Raw genomic sequence first — 16,359 nt, forward strand, 5'->3', positions numbered from 1 at the left:
TGGCAAGCTGAGTGAGTACAGTTCGTCACCATCAGCTTACGCGTTGTTCGCTAATGTTTGTGCGTAGTTTTCTGATACTGCATTCCAATTCACCACGTTCCACCATGCATTGATGTAATCAGGACGACGGTTCTGGTAGCTGATGTAGTAAGCATGTTCCCAAACATCGAGCGCGAGAATCGGCTCACCATCGCTGGCAACTGTATCCATCCAAGGATTATCTTGGTTTGAGGTTGAGACGATCTTGAGTTGTCCTTCTTCTACCACTAGCCAAGCAAAGCCAGAGCCGAAGGTGTTGATTGCCGCTTGAGCGAACTCGTCTTGGAATGCTGCAAAATCTCCAAATGTGCTTTTAATCGCCTCAGCGAGTTGACCCGTTGGTTCACCACCGCCGTCTTGAGACATGCAGTTCCAATACAAGATGTGGTTGTAGTAACCACCACCATTGTTACGAACGGCAGGGCTGTGTTGGGAGATGTTGGCGAAGATTTCAGTCAGTGATTGCTGTTCAAGTTCGCTGCCAGAGACAGCCGTAATAAACTTATCGTAGTAAGTTTTATGGTGCTTACTGTAATGCACCTCCATCGTTTTGGCATCGATGTAAGGTTCTAGGGCATCGTAAGCGTAGGGCAGAGCTGGGAAAGTATGAGACATGGTAAATCCTCCTTAATTAGAGGATTTACCATAATGATAATAACAATCATTATCAACTATGATCTTTGTAGGGATATTACACCGGTAAGATAGGTAGGGTGATTTCGAGTTGTAATCCGCCTAACGTGCTGCGGCTTGCAGTGATGGTTCCGCTGTGTTGACGAATTGCACTCTCAGTAATGGTTAACCCAAGTCCAGTACCGCCTGAGTTACGATCACGAGCAGTGGAAACTCGATAGAAAGGCCTGAAGATAGAATCGAGTTCATCCTCTGGTACACCATCACCATTATCATTGACGCAAATTGTTAGCTGATCCTGAACCACATGGAATTGCACATCCACTTGGTCTTTGCCGTAGTAGATCGCATTGCGTGTAATGTTGTCTAGCGCGCTCATCAGCAGCTTAGGGTTACCCGAAATAGAACGCTCAGGGATCTCTGAGAACGTCAGTTGTTTGCCCATCTGTTCGGCTTCAAACTGTGCGTCTTTCAAGATCTCTTCCCATAGACTCGAGATAGGCTGAACCTCACGAGTAATGTGGCTGTCGACTTGCATACGAGATAACGTCAGTAGCTCACTGATCATCTGTTCAAGACGTTGTGCTTCGGTATCAATACGTTCAAGTTCTTGGCTCTCACCTTGTTTACGAATTGCCAGCGCATTCGCCATGCGCAGACGAGTCAGTGGTGAGCGGAGCTCGTGTGATATATCAGAGAGTAGTCGCTGTTGCCCCGAAATCATCTGGTTTACCGCTTCGACCATTTGGTTAAAGCTTTCACCCGCTTGTCTGAATTCAGAGGTACCTTTTTCAAGTGTTGGGTCGACCTCAAACTGGCCTTTTGCTACACGTTGCGCAGCGCGTTCTAGCCTGCGAGCTGGTTGACTCAGTGCCCAAGCTAGCCAAAGTAATAGCGGAGTACTCGCTAACATGACAGCAAGCAATAGCTGTAAAGGTCTATCAAACAGGCGTAACAAGAATGGCGGTGGTTGATTCCATTTCACTCCGGCATACATCAACAACTCTTCACCTGCCAGTTTGATCGGTACTGGACCGGCCACCATGTAATGTCCGTAGAGCTTTTGTTTCGGCACTTCAGGGTTCTCAATTGAGGTCACAAAGTTGCGAATTGCCTTCAACTTGTAGTCTGAATGTCTCTTAGAGGTAAGGACGGCTCCTTCAAGGTCGGTTAAGTAGATGCGAGCTCGTGAGTCCTTGCGGCTACGTGGTGCCTCAAGTTGGAATACAATTTTGCCCAGATTCGGTTCTTTGGCGTAGCGTTTCTCTGTGAATTTAGCGATACGCTCTAATTTATTGAGATGATCCGCGGGTACATCGCGTGCTACACGCGGGTCTAAATGGGGAAGCGACAGTACCGACAAAAGCACCAGTAACATGGTGAACCAAAAGATAGCAAAGATACGTCCATATAAGCTGGTGATTTTAGGTATACGCATTAATCTTCCTCTACCAATAAGTAACCACGGCCACGTAAGGTCTTGATGCGAGGTTTGGCGTCACTGCGTTCAGGAATTTTTTTACGCAGGTTGGATATGTGCATGTCTATCGCACGGTCAAATGCTGCTAGTCTTTTACCGAGCACATCTAAACTCAACGTTTCCTTGGTGATCACTTGCCCCGGGTTCTGGATTAGGTGGCTCAGCAGGGCGAACTCGGTAGTGGTGAGGTCGATAAGCTGGCCATTACAATAAGCTTCTTGTTTGCCAGGGAATACCTCGATGTCTTGATATTGAACCTTATCGCTGGTGGTTTTAGGTGCCGCAGTGGTCTGCGTTCGGCGCAAGATAGCTCGAATACGCGCTAACAATTCGCGGTCACTGAAAGGCTTAGGTAGGTAATCATCCGCGCCAAGTTCAAGGCCAATCACACGGTCGATCTCTTCGCCTTTTGCGGTCAGCATGAGCACGGGTGTTTCCCAATTTTCTCTCAGCTTCTTTAGTGTTTCCATGCCATTAAGACGCGGCATCATCACATCCAAAAGAATCAAATCAATCTCATCATTGATCGCCTCGAGCCCCGCGTAGCCATCATTGGCTTCGGAAACAGTGAAGCCCTCAAAGCTCAGAATGTCTTTGAGTAAGCTGGTTAACTCGGTGTCGTCATCAATAAGAAGAATGTTCGCCATTGGGAAGCCTTAATCATTTAGTTGGGTTAATAATACTGCTAATTATTCGTCAACTTTCACTCTTTACGATTCTTTACGCTTTCTAAACGTCACTTTACGAGGGAAAGACTAATCTATATTCAAGCGCTGAGAAACAGACGCAACACATGACTTATTATACCGAATTGAGGCAACAATTATGAAAATGACTAAGAAACTTGTACTAGCAGCTGCGGCACTTCCACTTATCTTTGGTACAGCAAGCGCGTATGCTTACGGTGGTGGTGATAAAGGCGACCACAAAGGTATGCACGGCAAATGTGGCGGCTTCGATAAGAAAGTGATGCGTCAGCTAGACCTAACGGATGCTCAAAAAGCAGAACTAAAAGAGATGCGTGAAGCGAATCGCGCTGAGATGAAAGCAAAACATTCAGGCAATAAAGCTGACAAGATGGCGCAAATGAAAGCGCATCACGAGAAAGTTCAAGCATTGGTACTTGCAGACAACTTTGACGAAGCGGCAGCAAACGACCTAGCAAGCCAAATGGTTGAGAAGCAAACTGAGCGTCGCGTAGCAATGCTTAAGAAACAACATCAAATGATGAGCGTACTAACACCTGAGCAAAAGACTCAACTGAAAGAAATCCAGCAAGAGCGCATGGCGAAGTGTGCGGACAAAATGGAAAAGCATATGAACAAAAATCAGTAATTCATGGTTTGAAAAACCTAGTTGAATGAAGGTGTTTGCAAAGAAGCGGCTGTGTGCCGCTTTTTTTGATCCTTAAAAATGAATATTTTACATCATGGCTGTCATATTCAATCGGTTGTTTGCGGGTTATACTTTGTGCTATCAGTCACTTTATAGCCAATTTATGAAACAAAAATATGCACGTTTAGTTACGCTCGCCGCTTGGGCAGCCACCATCATTGCTACCATATTATTGGTTGTGAAGGTTGCAGCGTGGTGGGTGACAGGTTCAGTCAGTTTATTAGCTTCTGTTGTTGATTCACTGTTGGATATCGCTGCTTCTGTAGTCAACCTCGTCGTTGTTCGCTACTCTCTGCAACCCGCTGATAAAGAGCATACCTTTGGCCATGGTAAGGCTGAATCTCTTGCCGCATTAGCACAAGCGATGTTTATTTCTGGTTCCGCTTGTTTCCTTATTCTTAATGGTATAGAGCGTTTCTTCCGACCACATGAGCTGAATTCTCCAGAAGTTGGCATTTATGTCAGCTTGTTCGCGATTGTAATGACCTTTGGTTTGGTTCGATTCCAAAAGTACGTTGTGAGCCAAACAGGTAGCCAGGCGATAGCTGCCGATTCTCTTCATTATCAGTCTGATCTTTATATGAATGCGGCGATCATGCTGGCATTGGCACTTAGTTGGTTTGGCATCGGTCAAGCAGACTCAGTATTCGCGATTGGTATCGGTATCTACATTCTTTACAGCGCTTATCAAATGGCGATGGAGGCGATTCAATCTCTGCTTGATAGGAAGTTGCCTGATGAAGAGCTCAAGCTAATTAAAGAGACATCGTTGAGTGTGGAAGGGGTATTGGGTGTGCATCAACTAAGAACGCGCCGTTCAGGGCCTGTTCGGTTCATTCAATTACATTTAGAACTCGAAGATAATATCCCACTTATTGAAGCGCACCGCATTTCTGACGAAGTAGAAGACAAGCTTATCTCTGTTTTCCCTGATGCTGATGTATTAATTCATCAAGATCCATACTCGGTCGTATTTGGACCAGAGAAGCAGCAGAAATCCCACTCATGGTAAGCGTGCTAAAAAATGGGTAGCAAATGGTAAGTGAGTGGCTTTTGAACTAAAGTGAGTAAAAATTGCTAGCTCTTTGGTGAGACAAAATACAGCTGATAACAATTAATGTTGATTCTGATGTGAATCAACAAAGTTATTGAGTAAAACTGTAATACTCTTACAGAAGTAGAAATGTTACATAAATTTACGCGATTTAAGTGCTATTCCCTTTGAGGAAATGTAACATAAAGCACAAATACAGATTTAAAATCTTGTTGATATACAGTCAGCAAGCAAAAGAATTGAATAATAGATTCCCAAAAATCGAGGGTGAGCATGATTAAGAAGATCGGTGTTTTGACCAGTGGTGGTGACGCTCCAGGCATGAACGCAGCAGTTCGCGGCGTAGTTCGTACTGCACTATCAGTTGGCATTGAAGTTTACGGCATTTACGATGGCTACCAAGGCCTTGTTGAAGATCGTATCGAAAAGCTTGACCGTTCAAGCGTATCTGACGTAATCAACCGTGGTGGTACTTTCTTAGGTTCTGCACGTTTCCCTGAGTTCAAAGACGTTGCTGTTCGTGAGAAAGGCATCGAGAACCTTAAGAAGCACGGTATCGAAGCACTAGTTGTTATCGGTGGTGACGGCTCTTACATGGGTGCTAAGAAACTGACTGAAATGGGTTACCCATGTATCGGTCTTCCAGGCACAATCGATAACGATATCGCGGGTACTGACTACACAATCGGCTACCTAACAGCGCTTAACACTGTTATCGATTCAATTGACCGTCTACGTGACACGTCTTCTTCTCACCAACGTATTTCTATTGTTGAAATCATGGGCCGTCACTGTGGTGACCTTACGCTTATGTCAGCAATCGCGGGTGGTTGTGAGTACATCATTACTCCAGAGACTGGTCTAGATAAAGAACAGCTTATCAGCAACATCCAAGATGGTATTGCTAAAGGTAAGAAGCACGCAATCATCGCTCTAACTGAGCTAATGATGGATGCGAACGAACTGGCTAAAGAGATCGAATCTTCAACTGGTCGTGAAACTCGTGCAACGGTTCTTGGTCACATCCAACGTGGTGGTCGTCCTACTGCATTTGACCGTGTACTGGCTTCTCGCATGGGTAACTACGCTGTTCACCTTCTTCAAGAAGGCCACGGTGGTCGTTGTGTTGGTATCGAGAAAGAAGAACTTGTTCACCACGATATCATCGATTGTATCGAGAACATGCAGAACCCAGACCGTTCTGAGCTATTCCGCGTTGCAGAAGAGTTGTTCTAAGCCACGCTTAGCGTTCGCTTGAAAATATTTAAAAACCGCTGATTTATCAGCGGTTTTTTTGTACCTGTCGTTTGAGGTTTCAAAAACTACAGGCAATAAAAAAGGCCAACCTAAGTTGACCTTTCATCTAATCTAAACGGTGACGTTTAAATTAAGCTTTTGCTTCAGCTGCTGCTTTAGCGATAGCTGCGAAGCTTTTCGCGTCTAGAGCTGCACCGCCAACTAGAGCACCGTCGATGTCTGGTTGTGCGAAGTAAGCTGCTGCGTTTTCTGGCTTAACAGAACCGCCGTATTGGATAACAACTTTCTTAGCAACTTCTTCAGATTTCTCTGCGATGTGTGCACGGATTTGAGCGTGGATGCGTTGTGCATCTTCAGCTGTAGCTGCTTTACCAGTACCGATAGCCCAGATTGGTTCGTAAGCGATGATAGCGCCTTCAAGAGCTTCAACACCTTGAGTGTTGATAACTGCGTCAAGTTGACGTGCACATACTGCAACAGTTTCGCCTGCTTCGTTTTGTGCTTCAGATTCACCGATACAAAGAACTGGAGTTAGGCCGTTCTCTTTTAGGAATGCGAATTTCTTAGCTACGAACTCATCTGATTCATTGTGGTATTCACGACGCTCAGAGTGACCGATGATGATGTGAGATGCGCCGAACTCTTTAAGCATTGCTGGAGACATGTCGCCAGTGAATGCACCGCTGTTGTTTAGGTCAGAGTTTTGAGCACCTAGGATGATCGCGCTGCCCGCTTCAGTAAGCGTACGCTCTGCTAGATCAACGAAAAGTGCTGGTGGAGCAACTGCTACGTCTACGCCTGTTACGCCTTCAAGTTCAGCGTTAAGACCGTTTAGTAGTTCAACAACCATTTCTTTGCTGCCGTTTAGTTTCCAGTTACCCATAACTACAGGATGACGCATAGGAATATCTCCAAAGTATTTAAATAAATCGAATGTAAAAAAGTAAACTTTATTACGAAATAATATAACAGAATAATATCAACAGATCATGACTGTGGTCATGACTTTCTTGGATCTTACTCAATGGTCAGAGTAGATTTTGAGCATATATCAGTGATCCGGCAGACAGAATAATAGCTAACTTCTCGGATTTTTCACCGTTAGTTGTTATTAAGGGACAAACGATTGCGTTAACAACAGGAAGTAACAATGCCGAATCTAGTTCTTGAGTACTCCAATTCAGTGGATGAGCGAGTAAATATCCAAGGCTTACTGGAAGATCTCCATCAAGTCGCTCTCACATGTGGCTTGTTTGATGTGCCGTCAGTGAAGTCTCGTTCACTGCGTTGCCATAATTGGTTGGTCGGTGATGAGGAAGATAGTGTAGACTTTATTCATATCAGCTTTGAGTTACTTTCGGGACGAACGGAAGAGCAAAAGCGAGAATTGTCACGATCGTTAATGCAGATCCTGCAAGAACAAGCGAGTCATGTAAGAAGCTTAACGGTGAATATTCGTGATATGGATAAAAGTTGCTTTCAAAAAGTAATAAACTAACCATTGCTGCTGACTTTTAGCGGCGTATAAATTTGAGTATTTAAGATGTCGATGAAAGAATTACTGCTCTCTTTCAAGGGGAGAATTGGTCGTAAGACTTACTGGATTTGGAATATTTTCTACTATATAGCGATTACTGGTTTTGCTTCTGGTATCTCTGTATTATTCCCTGCTTACTCTTATATCCTGCTACCAATCTTCCTATTGCTGCTAGTGATCCCAGATCTAGCGGTTACCGCTAAGCGCTGGCACGATCGCAATAAGTCGAATTACTGGTTATTGTTAAATGTGCCTCTAGTTCTGGGTCGCTTAGCTTCACCAATGGCTGCGACTACCACAGAGTCGGTATCGCCAGTTCATATGGCGGCAACCGTTGCGGCATTAGTGTGTGGTTTATGGATTCTTATTGAGTGTGGCTTGTTGAAAGGTACAGAAGGCCGCAACGACTACGGCGAAGACCCGTGTAAGTATTAACAAGGAATAGATAAGAAGGGAGCATCGCGCTCCCTTTTTTCTTTTTTATACTATTCTACTTTCAGTACATTTTTGGCTCTGTATTCGGCCTGAAGGGCACAACATTCTCAGGTAGAGGTTCTTCGAATCTGCAACGTCCTTCGAGTGCATCTCGGAATTTACATACCTGACAACGAAGTTCTTGCATGAGCACAACATTGGCATGGTGTGGGTTTTTACAACGGCTAACCACTAAGTCGATGTGACTTTGCTGAGCGCGTAGCCTGTCTTGCATGGCTTCAGAAGCCGAACAAATCATCTGCTCGCACATCTCGTGTTTGAATTGGTTGAATGCTTTAGGATCGCTTTTCGCGAGTTGGACAAGTTCATCAAAGGGTGGCAGTTTTTGAGCGGGTTGTGGATGCGCCATCATTCCTTCCTTAGCATTAAGCGTGTTTCATATGCTATAAGCTTAAGAAAGAAATTTGTACAAATTTTAATCTATTTATATTTTCTCAATATTGAGACGTCATTAACCGCTTACCGTGATGATCAAAGTGTGGGTGTTAAGGTATAAGTACAGCGTCGCTCGCCAGCAATGATGTGCTCTGTACGGCTCACATGACACTCATCTTTGAGTAACTCAGTAAACACATTGAGCTCAGATTGGCACAGGCTAGGACAACGAGTCGCAGCCTTGCAGATAGGGCAGTGGTTCTCGATCAAGATGTAGTGATCGTCATGCTCTTGAAGTTCTGCCATGTAGCCTTCGTTTTCACGAAGTTGGGTGAGTTTTTTAAGTTTGCTGATGAGTGAGTCGCAATCAGACAGCGCAGTTTGATACTGCTTGAGTGTGTGTTGTTCACGTTCGGCAGCAACCTTAGCCAATCCTTCTTTACCAAATAGGTTTTCTACAGCATCAATCACTTGAATGGTGAGTTCACCATGTCGGTCGGAAAATTGACTATGACCTTGTTGCGTCAGGGACCAGTGGCGAGTCGGGCGACCCACTTTTACTTTCACATCATGAAACGCAAGAATACCGTCATCTTCCAGGCTTTGCAGATGTTGTCTTGCCCCCATTGTCGTCATGCCAAATTCTTCTGACAGTTGTTTCGCGGTTACCGCACCTTGACGTTTGATGGTCTGTAAGATTTTGTCGCTTGTTTTCATACTATCCCTACCTTATGAACCTTACTATTATGAGGTAAGGTGTTTATAAAGCAAACTATTTACTATATTGATGGGGATTTACTCTATAGCTAGCGTTTTACTCTATTGGCAGCCATGGTCAGATTCTGGTGCGCTAATAAAACAAAAGGCTGATACTTGGTATCAGCCTTCGCGTGTTCTGTTGAACCTAGTTTAGGTTTACAGGATGTGACCAATCACTTCTGGGTCTTTACGCTCTAGGTAGTGAATAGACTTGATACGACGAATAGTACGGCAGCGGCCACGGATAAGCAGGGTTTCTGTTGTCGCGATATTGCCTTGACGAGAAATGCCTTCTAGCAAGTCACCTTTAGTGATGCCTGTTGCTGAGAACACAACGTTGTCGCTGCGAGCCATGTCTTCCATCTTCAACACGATACCCGCCGTTACGCCCATTTCAGCACAACGCTCAAGCTCAAGTTCACCGTGCTTGCGGTTTTCTTCTGTGTCGCCTTTAACTTCATGACGAGGTAGAAGACGTCCGTGCATGTCGCCGTCGAGTGCGCGAATTACCGCAGCAGAAACCACACCTTCAGGTGCGCCGCCGATGCAGTACATGACGTCTACTTCGCTGTCTGGCATACAGGTTAGGATAGACGCTGCAACATCACCATCTGGTACTGCGAATACACGAACGCCCATGGCTTGCATATCGGCAATTACTTGATCGTGACGAGGCTTCGCAAGTGTGGTTACTACTAAAGTATCGAGTGTTTTACCTAGTGCTTTAGCGATGTTTTCTAGGTTTTCTGTGAGTGGCAGTTCTAGGTCAATCACGCCTTTAGCGCCCGGGCCAACAACTAGCTTTTCCATGTACATATCAGGCGCTTTAAGGAAGCTGCCTTTTTCGCCTGCCGCCAATACAGCCAATGCATTTGATTGGCCCATTGCTGTCATGCGTGTCCCTTCAATTGGGTCAACTGCGATGTCGACAGCGTCGCCGCCTACACCTACGTTTTCGCCGATGTACAGCATAGGTGCATCATCGATTTCACCTTCGCCGATAACAATCTCGCCGCTAATTTCGGTTTTGTTTAATAGGCTACGCATTACTTCTACAGCAGCGCCATCTGCAGCGTTTTTATCGCCACGGCCAAGCCACTTGTAACCAGCTAGTGCTGCACCTTCTGTGACACGAGAGAATGACATTGCTAAATCGCGTTTCATGCGGACTCCAAAATTTTCAAAGGGGGAATAGAAATTTCGCGGCGAATTTTACCATATCCAAAAGGAAACGTTTGCCTTTTTGTTTTTTGGAGATTGCTCTCGATCAATTCGCAGTGGAAAACAGTTATTATTCATCAAAATAATCGGTTTGCCGTTGTGGCGGTAATCATTCACGTCAATATTCGGTAAAAAGCGCTGTTTTTTTCATCGAATGGCGCAAAATATCGAATATATTGAGTGTTTATCCTTGCTCTGCTGAGTAGAATGGGGAAATAAGTGGAGTGAACCTTCACCATCAAACGGATAACTTAAAGGTAGGCCAGAATGTCTTTTGAAGTACTAGAGCAGCTAGAAGCAAAAATTCAAACAGCAGTAGATACAATTGCACTTCTTCAAATGGAAGTGGAAGAGCTTAAAGAAGAGAAACAAGCACTAGCAACAGAAGCTGGTGAGCTTAAAGCAAGCCGTCACGAGTTAGAGCAAAAAACTCAGCAAATGCAGGAAGAGCATTCAGCATGGCAAGATCGCATCCGTAACCTTCTTGGTAAAATGGATGAAGTAGAGTAATCGACTCTTCAGGTTTAAAAAAACGCCCGCTACTCAGTAGCGGGCGTTTTTGTTTGTTCTTAATCTTTGTTTTATTATTCAAAGCTGAGTGAATTACTCGACGTCTTCTTCTTCAACATCCAGATCGAGTTCTACGTCCAAAGGTTCTGCTGAAAGAATGATGCCGGTGTTGTCTGCGTAGAGGTAATCTTCGGGTAAGAAGGTCACGCTGCCAAAGTTCACAGGAACGTCTAACTCACCGACACCCTCTTGGCTCGCACCTACAGGGATAGAAGCCAAGGCTTGGATGCCGAGGTTCATGTCTTCAAGCTCATCGACTTCACGAACGCAGCCGTAAACTACAATCCCTTCCCACTCATTGTCTTCGGCAAGTAAGGCAATTTCAGCATCGATCAGCGCTTTGCGTAGTGATCCGCCACCATCGATTAACAGTACACGCCCTAGACCATCTTGTTCTAATACGGAGCGAATTAAAGCGTTATCTTCAAAACACTTTAATGTCGTGATCTGTCCTGCGAAGGATGCACGTCCACCGAAGTTGCTGAACATTGGCTCCACGACATCAACTTGATCCAAATATATGTCGCACAGTGCTGAAGTGTTGTATTCCATTCGTATACCTTTTGAACAATGAGCTTACTTTGAGTATATCGGTGCTTGATCCCTTTGCAATGATTAGTCTCAATTAACTCAATAGAGTTTGAGCTACGACAACCCCTGCAAACAATAGGTTAGTGACCAATGAACATTTCACAATCACAGGCATCATTGGTGCGATCTGTGCTGGTTTTTCGGTTTCCCAAACAGCCTTACCATGCTTATAAACGATAATAATGCTCAGTAAAAACGGCAGACTGATCCAGGCCGGTTTTTCTTGAATAAGTAGGTAGATAGCGAAAGACGCAAGGGCGAGGCCAAGCAGTGCAAAATGATAGTGCTTGGCTTTGCGCTGTCCTAGGCGAACCGCCATGGTGCGCTTACCGCATTCGCTGTCGTTTTCGATATCACGCATGTTGTTGATATTGAGTACCGCCACCGCCATCAGTCCGCAGCCTAAAGCAGGCAAAAACAGGCTGGGTTCAACATGGCCAGTGTGTAAGAAGTAAGTCCCTGAAACACCTAACAAACCGAAGAAGATAAACACCGATAAGTCACCAAGGCCAATATAGCCATAAGGTTTGTTACCGACGGTGTAAGCGATGGCTGCAACAATGGCCAATATGCCTAACGCAATGAAAGATAAGATACTTTCGAGCGAGCTCAGCGCATGAAAAATAAGAATCAGCCCGGCAATCACGGTAAACATGACGTTGAGGATGATCGCTTGCTTCATGGTTTTCGCTGTTACCGCGCCAGATTGCATGGCACGTGTAGGCCCCAGACGGTTTTCGTTGTCTGTGCCTTTTACGGCGTCGCCATAGTCATTGGCGAGGTTCGATAGAATCTGTAATAGGGTGGCGGTTAAAAAAGCCAGTAATGCTATTGATAAAGAAAACTGACCACCGGCGAACGCTAAACTACTTCCTGTAAGAATAGAGACAAGTGCGAGAGGCAGAGTTTTTGGTCGTGCGGCATCAAGCCAAATCAGTAGAGATTGTTTCATCGTAGGTCTAATTCTTTGTAAGTCTTCGTTTCATACTGTGATTTGAGTATACGCCCATTTTTCGGGTAATAAAAAGCCCACTCGAAAGTGGGCCTTGAATTCGCTTATTAGCTGCTATTTCTTTGAGATAGAGCAATAAGTTGGAGTTTGGTGTGCTACAGGATGAAGCGACTTAGGTCTTCGTCTTCTACGAACTCACCAAGTTTTGATGTTACGTAAGCTTCATCAATCACTAGCTTGCTGCCAGCTTTGTCTGTTGCTTCGAATGAAATCTCATCCATTAGGCGCTCCATTACAGTGTGTAGACGACGCGCACCGATGTTCTCAGTGGTTTCGTTTACGCGCCATGCTGCGTCCGCAATCTGGTTGATGCCATCTTCAGTGAACTCAATGCTGACATCTTCTGTTTTCATTAGGGCAATGTATTGCTCTGTTAGAGATGCTTTTGGTTCAGTCAGGATGCGTTTGAAGTCATGTGCTGAAAGCGCTTCAAGCTCTACGCGGATTGGCAGACGACCTTGTAGTTCAGGGATCAGATCAGATGGCTTAGCCACTTGGAATGCGCCTGATGTGATAAACAATATGTGGTCAGTTTTAACCATGCCGTGCTTCGTTGATACTGTGCTGCCTTCAATAAGAGGCAGTAGGTCACGTTGCACACCTTCGCGAGATACGTCTGGGCCTGAGCTGTCGCCACGCTTACAGATTTTGTCGATCTCATCGATGAAGACGATACCGTTATTTTCTGCGTTGAAGATCGCATTCTCTTTTAGCTCTTCTTGGTTCACAAGCTTTGAAGCTTCTTCTTCCGTCAGTGCTTTGAATGCGTCTTTGATTTTCATCTTGCGTTTTTTCTTGGTGTCGCCCGCTAGGTTTTGGAACATACCTTGCAGCTGGTTTGTCATCTCTTCCATACCTGGAGGTGACATGATTTCAACGCCCATTTGCGGTGCAGCTACATCAACTTCGATCTCTTTGTCGTCTAGCTTACCTTCACGCAGTTTCTTACGGAAAATCTGACGAGTGTTTGAAGAGGTGGTGTCTTCAGTTGATTGCTCGTTCTGACCCCACGCATCACGAGCAGGTGGTAGAAGGGCATCAAGAATGCGTTCTTCCGCTTGTTCTTCAGCGCGGTATTGTACTTTTTCCATCGCTTGTTGGTGTGTCATCTTGATTGCAACGTCCGTTAGATCACGGATGATGGTCTCAACTTCTTTACCAACGTAGCCAACTTCGGTGAACTTAGTCGCTTCTACCTTGATGAAAGGCGCGTTTGCTAGTTTCGCTAGACGGCGAGCAATTTCAGTTTTACCCACACCCGTTGGGCCAATCATTAGGATGTTCTTTGGTGATACTTCAACACGCAGGCTTTCTTCAAGCTGCATACGACGCCAGCGGTTACGCAGAGCGATGGCAACTGAACGTTTAGCGTTGTCTTGGCCGATTATGTGGCGATTGAGTTCGTGAACAATTTCGCGAGGAGTCATCTCAGACATGGTTTTTCCTTAATTCTTTAATCACTGTTGAATACAACGTTATTGATGGAAGCGGTCGTTACTCTGGCTTTGGCAGCTCAACGGTGCTTTCTAGTTCTTCAATAGTGTGGTGATGGTTGGTGAAGACACAGATATCGCCTGCAATGTTCAGCGACTTCTCTGCGATTTCACGCGCATCTAAATCAGTATTTTCTAATAGTGCAGTAGCTGCTGCTTGAGCAAAGTTACCGCCTGAACCGATCGCAATCAGATCGTTCTCAGGTTGAACTACGTCACCGTTACCTGTGATGATCAGTGAAGCGGTCTCATCCGCTACTGCTAACAGTGCTTCTAACTTACGTAGAGCACGGTCGCTACGCCAATCCTTCGCTAGCTCAACGGCAGCTTTGGTCAGGTGGCCTTGGTGCATTTGCAGCTTGCTTTCAAATTTTTCGAATAGCGTGAAAGCATCAGCGGTACCGCCAGCAAAACCTGCCAGTACTTTGTTGTTGTATAGGCGACGTACTTTACGGGCATTGCCCTTCATTACAGTATTGCCTAGAGATACTTGTCCATCACCCGCGATGACGACTTTATTATTACGACGTACAGATACAATGGTAGTCACGAGTAGGGCCTCTTAATATTTCTTATCTTTGGGTATAAAAAGTATATGAGGATGGTGCTCGGATAATTCAAGGAAGGGGGAGTGATGTCGTGCAACTTATCGGTGGAAGTTGTAAGGAAATTTGGCTAAAGGGGAGGGGGATAAAAGAAAACCTCCACAATGGGAGGTTTTCGGTGTTTGGTTTTGGCTTTTACTAAGACAGAGACTGACGCTGAACTCAAAACTACTCGGTGTCTTTCCAAATAGCACAAGGTTCGATTTTTGCTCGTTGCAGCTTATGGCGATCGCGTTCTGCGTCACGCTTCAATTTGTATGGCCCTAGAACCACACGGTACCAGCTACTGCCGTCTTTTTTACGGATTTCACTCGAGATACCTTGGAACGCAATATCTAACTTGCGCGTTTCTGCCTGTGCTGACGTTTTGTAAGCGCCACACTGCATCACGTAAGGGATCTTAGAGATCTGTTGTTCTTTGGCTTTTACTTCAATTTCGCGGCTTGGCAGCGTTTCAACGTAGTCCCACTTCTCTTCGGGAGGCGGTGGAATCACTTTCGCTGGTTTTGGCTTAGGTTTTGGTTTGGTAGCCACAGGTGTTGGTGCTGGCGGCTCAGGATCATTACTCAATAGGTAAAGTCCGTAACCAAAACCACCGGCAAGGAGGATCGCCAAAAGACCACTGCGCCAAGGTTTACGGCGAGGGGCTTGTTTCTTGGTCGGCTTTTTCGTACCACGACCGCGCTTTACATAATCTCTATTAGCCACAAGACAATTCAATAGTTGCTGATTCTGCCCTCATGGTAATCCAGATTGCGCGAGGATAATAGTGTAGAAATGGAAGCGGCACATCAAAATGTGCCGCAGATTTGTAAGGGTATTTTTGAGGGTTACATTCGAGGTGGTGCTGTACTGCCTCGAACCACTAATTTAGCTTCAAGTAGACGCGAACCTGCTTGCACATCGTTGCCTTTCAGTAGATCAAGCATCATCAACATCGCTTGGCGTCCAATCTCATAACGAGGTTGAGAGATGGTGGTGAGCGGTGGATCGCAGTATTGAGCAAATTGGATGTCATCGAAGCCGACAATCGATAGGTCTTGAGGAACGCGTAAGCCTAGCTTCTTCGCTTCTTGAATAGCGCCAATGGCCATCGCATCGTTGTGACAGAAGATAGCGGTTGGTTGCTCAGGTAGTGCTAGCAATTGACGAACTGCTTGAGCACCCGCTTCAAAGGTAAAATCACCGACGGTACTGTAGGCTGGATTCATTGAGACTCCAGCACGGCGTAGCGCTTGTTGGTAGCCTTGTTGACGGAACTTACAAAGTGTTGCTGATACTGGGCCTGAGATTTGAGCAATACGTTTATGACCTAACTGAGCTAGGTAGTTAACCGCTTCAAATGCCGAGGTCAGGTTATCGATGTGTACGGTAGGAAGTTCAAGCTCAGGGGCAAACTCACACGCCATCACCATTGGTGGTAAGTTCTTTTGTTCAGACTTACTGACATCAAATGGATGGTCAGTGCCAAGTAACAGCATGCCGTCAGCTTGTTTGGTGAAAACTAAGTTAACAAACGAAGACTCACGCTTCTTTTGTTGGCCGCTATCACCCAGTAAGACAAGGTAGTCATTTTCTACTGCGGCATCTTCGATACCACGAATGATCTCGGCGAAATAAGGGTCACAGATATCAGGAACGATTGTGATGATGGTTTTTGATTCGTTGCGACGTAAGTTTCGAGCTAATGTATTGGGTGAGTATCCAGCTTCAAGTACTGCTGTTTCCACTCGTTTACGAGTTGAAACTGAGACTTTCTCAGGGTTCATCAATGCACGTGATACTGTGGCTGTTGAGACGCCTGCTAGCTGGGCAACATCCTTCATTGTCGCCATAAATTAAA

19 protein-coding genes are annotated in these 16,359 nt (G+C 45.4%); 6 read left to right on the forward strand and 13 right to left on the reverse strand.

Annotation, left to right across the window (positions count from 1 at the left end; all coding sequences use genetic code 11):
• Positions 1-36 precede the first annotated feature (36 nt).
• The 3 genes from AB8613_RS09860 to AB8613_RS09870 form a co-directional block, all read right to left on the reverse strand.
• The gene (locus tag AB8613_RS09860; protein ID WP_372383787.1) at positions 37-654 is read right to left on the reverse strand and encodes a superoxide dismutase; all 618 of its coding nucleotides are present in this window, start codon (positions 652-654) and stop codon (positions 37-39) included.
• A 76-nt stretch (positions 655-730) separates the two neighbouring features.
• Positions 731-2,110, reverse strand: coding sequence for an envelope stress sensor histidine kinase CpxA (cpxA, locus tag AB8613_RS09865; protein ID WP_285953292.1), 1,380 nt, complete (start codon positions 2,108-2,110; stop codon positions 731-733).
• On the reverse strand, positions 2,110-2,799 hold the full coding sequence (locus tag AB8613_RS09870; protein ID WP_146492413.1) for a response regulator: 690 nt from the start codon (positions 2,797-2,799) through the stop codon (positions 2,110-2,112). Before AB8613_RS09870 ends, cpxA begins: the two co-directional genes overlap by 1 nt.
• A gap of 178 nt (positions 2,800-2,977) precedes the next feature.
• Here AB8613_RS09870 and AB8613_RS09875 point away from each other — a divergent pair, with 178 nt between their 5' ends.
• The 3 genes from AB8613_RS09875 (at position 2,978) to pfkA (ending at position 5,837) form a co-directional block, all read left to right on the forward strand.
• The gene (locus tag AB8613_RS09875; RefSeq protein ID WP_372383788.1) at positions 2,978-3,487 is read left to right on the forward strand and encodes a CpxP family protein; all 510 of its coding nucleotides are present in this window, start codon (positions 2,978-2,980) and stop codon (positions 3,485-3,487) included.
• 163 nt (positions 3,488-3,650) lie between these two features.
• Positions 3,651-4,559 carry a CDF family cation-efflux transporter FieF gene (gene fieF, locus AB8613_RS09880; RefSeq protein ID WP_210446822.1) on the forward strand — a complete coding sequence of 303 codons (909 nt, stop codon included), beginning with the start codon at positions 3,651-3,653 and terminating at the stop codon, positions 4,557-4,559.
• Between the two features lie 315 nt (positions 4,560-4,874).
• On the forward strand, positions 4,875-5,837 hold the full coding sequence (pfkA, locus tag AB8613_RS09885; RefSeq protein ID WP_017061160.1) for a 6-phosphofructokinase: 963 nt from the start codon (positions 4,875-4,877) through the stop codon (positions 5,835-5,837).
• 151 nt (positions 5,838-5,988) lie between these two features.
• Here the strand turns inward: pfkA and tpiA are convergent, their stop codons facing one another.
• Positions 5,989-6,759: a triose-phosphate isomerase gene (tpiA, locus tag AB8613_RS09890; RefSeq protein ID WP_146492416.1), complete on the reverse strand. Its 771-nt coding sequence runs from the start codon at positions 6,757-6,759 to the stop codon at positions 5,989-5,991.
• Between the two features lie 249 nt (positions 6,760-7,008).
• On the opposite strand from tpiA, the gene AB8613_RS09895 reads away from it, so the two are divergent.
• Positions 7,009-7,356 carry a 5-carboxymethyl-2-hydroxymuconate Delta-isomerase gene (locus AB8613_RS09895; protein WP_017061157.1) on the forward strand — a complete coding sequence of 116 codons (348 nt, stop codon included), beginning with the start codon at positions 7,009-7,011 and terminating at the stop codon, positions 7,354-7,356.
• A 45-nt stretch (positions 7,357-7,401) separates the two neighbouring features.
• Positions 7,402-7,830, forward strand: a complete 429-nt coding sequence (locus AB8613_RS09900) for a DUF805 domain-containing protein (RefSeq protein ID WP_060983409.1) — start codon at positions 7,402-7,404, stop codon at positions 7,828-7,830.
• A 61-nt stretch (positions 7,831-7,891) separates the two neighbouring features.
• Here the strand turns inward: AB8613_RS09900 and AB8613_RS09905 are convergent, their stop codons facing one another.
• From AB8613_RS09905 to glpX, 3 genes are all read right to left on the reverse strand, one after another.
• Positions 7,892-8,239, reverse strand: a complete 348-nt coding sequence (locus AB8613_RS09905; RefSeq protein ID WP_372384816.1) for a DUF3135 domain-containing protein — start codon at positions 8,237-8,239, stop codon at positions 7,892-7,894.
• A gap of 122 nt (positions 8,240-8,361) precedes the next feature.
• Complete coding sequence (locus tag AB8613_RS09910) at positions 8,362-8,982, reverse strand: metalloregulator ArsR/SmtB family transcription factor (protein ID WP_146492418.1); 621 nt, start codon at positions 8,980-8,982, stop codon at positions 8,362-8,364.
• Positions 8,983-9,180: 198 nt separating this feature from the next.
• On the reverse strand, positions 9,181-10,188 hold the full coding sequence (gene glpX, locus AB8613_RS09915; protein WP_285953296.1) for a class II fructose-bisphosphatase: 1,008 nt from the start codon (positions 10,186-10,188) through the stop codon (positions 9,181-9,183).
• Positions 10,189-10,512: 324 nt separating this feature from the next.
• Between glpX and zapB the strand changes: the two genes are divergently transcribed.
• On the forward strand, positions 10,513-10,755 hold the full coding sequence (gene zapB / locus AB8613_RS09920; protein WP_008219652.1) for a cell division protein ZapB: 243 nt from the start codon (positions 10,513-10,515) through the stop codon (positions 10,753-10,755).
• A 93-nt stretch (positions 10,756-10,848) separates the two neighbouring features.
• Here the strand turns inward: zapB and rraA are convergent, their stop codons facing one another.
• The 6 genes from rraA to cytR all read right to left on the reverse strand — a co-directional run bounded on the left by rraA (position 10,849) and on the right by cytR (position 16,351).
• Positions 10,849-11,367 carry a ribonuclease E activity regulator RraA gene (gene rraA / locus AB8613_RS09925; RefSeq protein ID WP_017061152.1) on the reverse strand — a complete coding sequence of 173 codons (519 nt, stop codon included), beginning with the start codon at positions 11,365-11,367 and terminating at the stop codon, positions 10,849-10,851.
• Between the two features lie 73 nt (positions 11,368-11,440).
• Positions 11,441-12,358, reverse strand: a complete 918-nt coding sequence (locus tag AB8613_RS09930; RefSeq protein ID WP_210446820.1) for a 1,4-dihydroxy-2-naphthoate polyprenyltransferase — start codon at positions 12,356-12,358, stop codon at positions 11,441-11,443.
• Positions 12,359-12,513: 155 nt separating this feature from the next.
• On the reverse strand, positions 12,514-13,854 hold the full coding sequence (hslU, locus tag AB8613_RS09935; protein ID WP_048605412.1) for an HslU--HslV peptidase ATPase subunit: 1,341 nt from the start codon (positions 13,852-13,854) through the stop codon (positions 12,514-12,516).
• Positions 13,855-13,912: 58 nt separating this feature from the next.
• Positions 13,913-14,461 carry an ATP-dependent protease subunit HslV gene (hslV, locus tag AB8613_RS09940; protein WP_004729692.1) on the reverse strand — a complete coding sequence of 183 codons (549 nt, stop codon included), beginning with the start codon at positions 14,459-14,461 and terminating at the stop codon, positions 13,913-13,915.
• Positions 14,462-14,684: 223 nt separating this feature from the next.
• Positions 14,685-15,224 (reverse strand): cell division protein FtsN, encoded by a 540-nt coding sequence (gene ftsN, locus AB8613_RS09945; RefSeq protein WP_327785129.1) that lies wholly within the window; start codon positions 15,222-15,224, stop codon positions 14,685-14,687.
• Between the two features lie 122 nt (positions 15,225-15,346).
• A complete protein-coding gene (gene cytR / locus AB8613_RS09950; protein WP_048659182.1) occupies positions 15,347-16,351 on the reverse strand; it encodes a DNA-binding transcriptional regulator CytR in 1,005 nt (334 codons plus the stop codon).
• Positions 16,352-16,359: the final 8 nt, after the last annotated feature.

This window comes from Vibrio sp. BS-M-Sm-2, from assembly GCF_041504345.1.
GTDB classification, from domain to species: domain Bacteria; phylum Pseudomonadota; class Gammaproteobacteria; order Enterobacterales; family Vibrionaceae; genus Vibrio; species Vibrio satsumensis.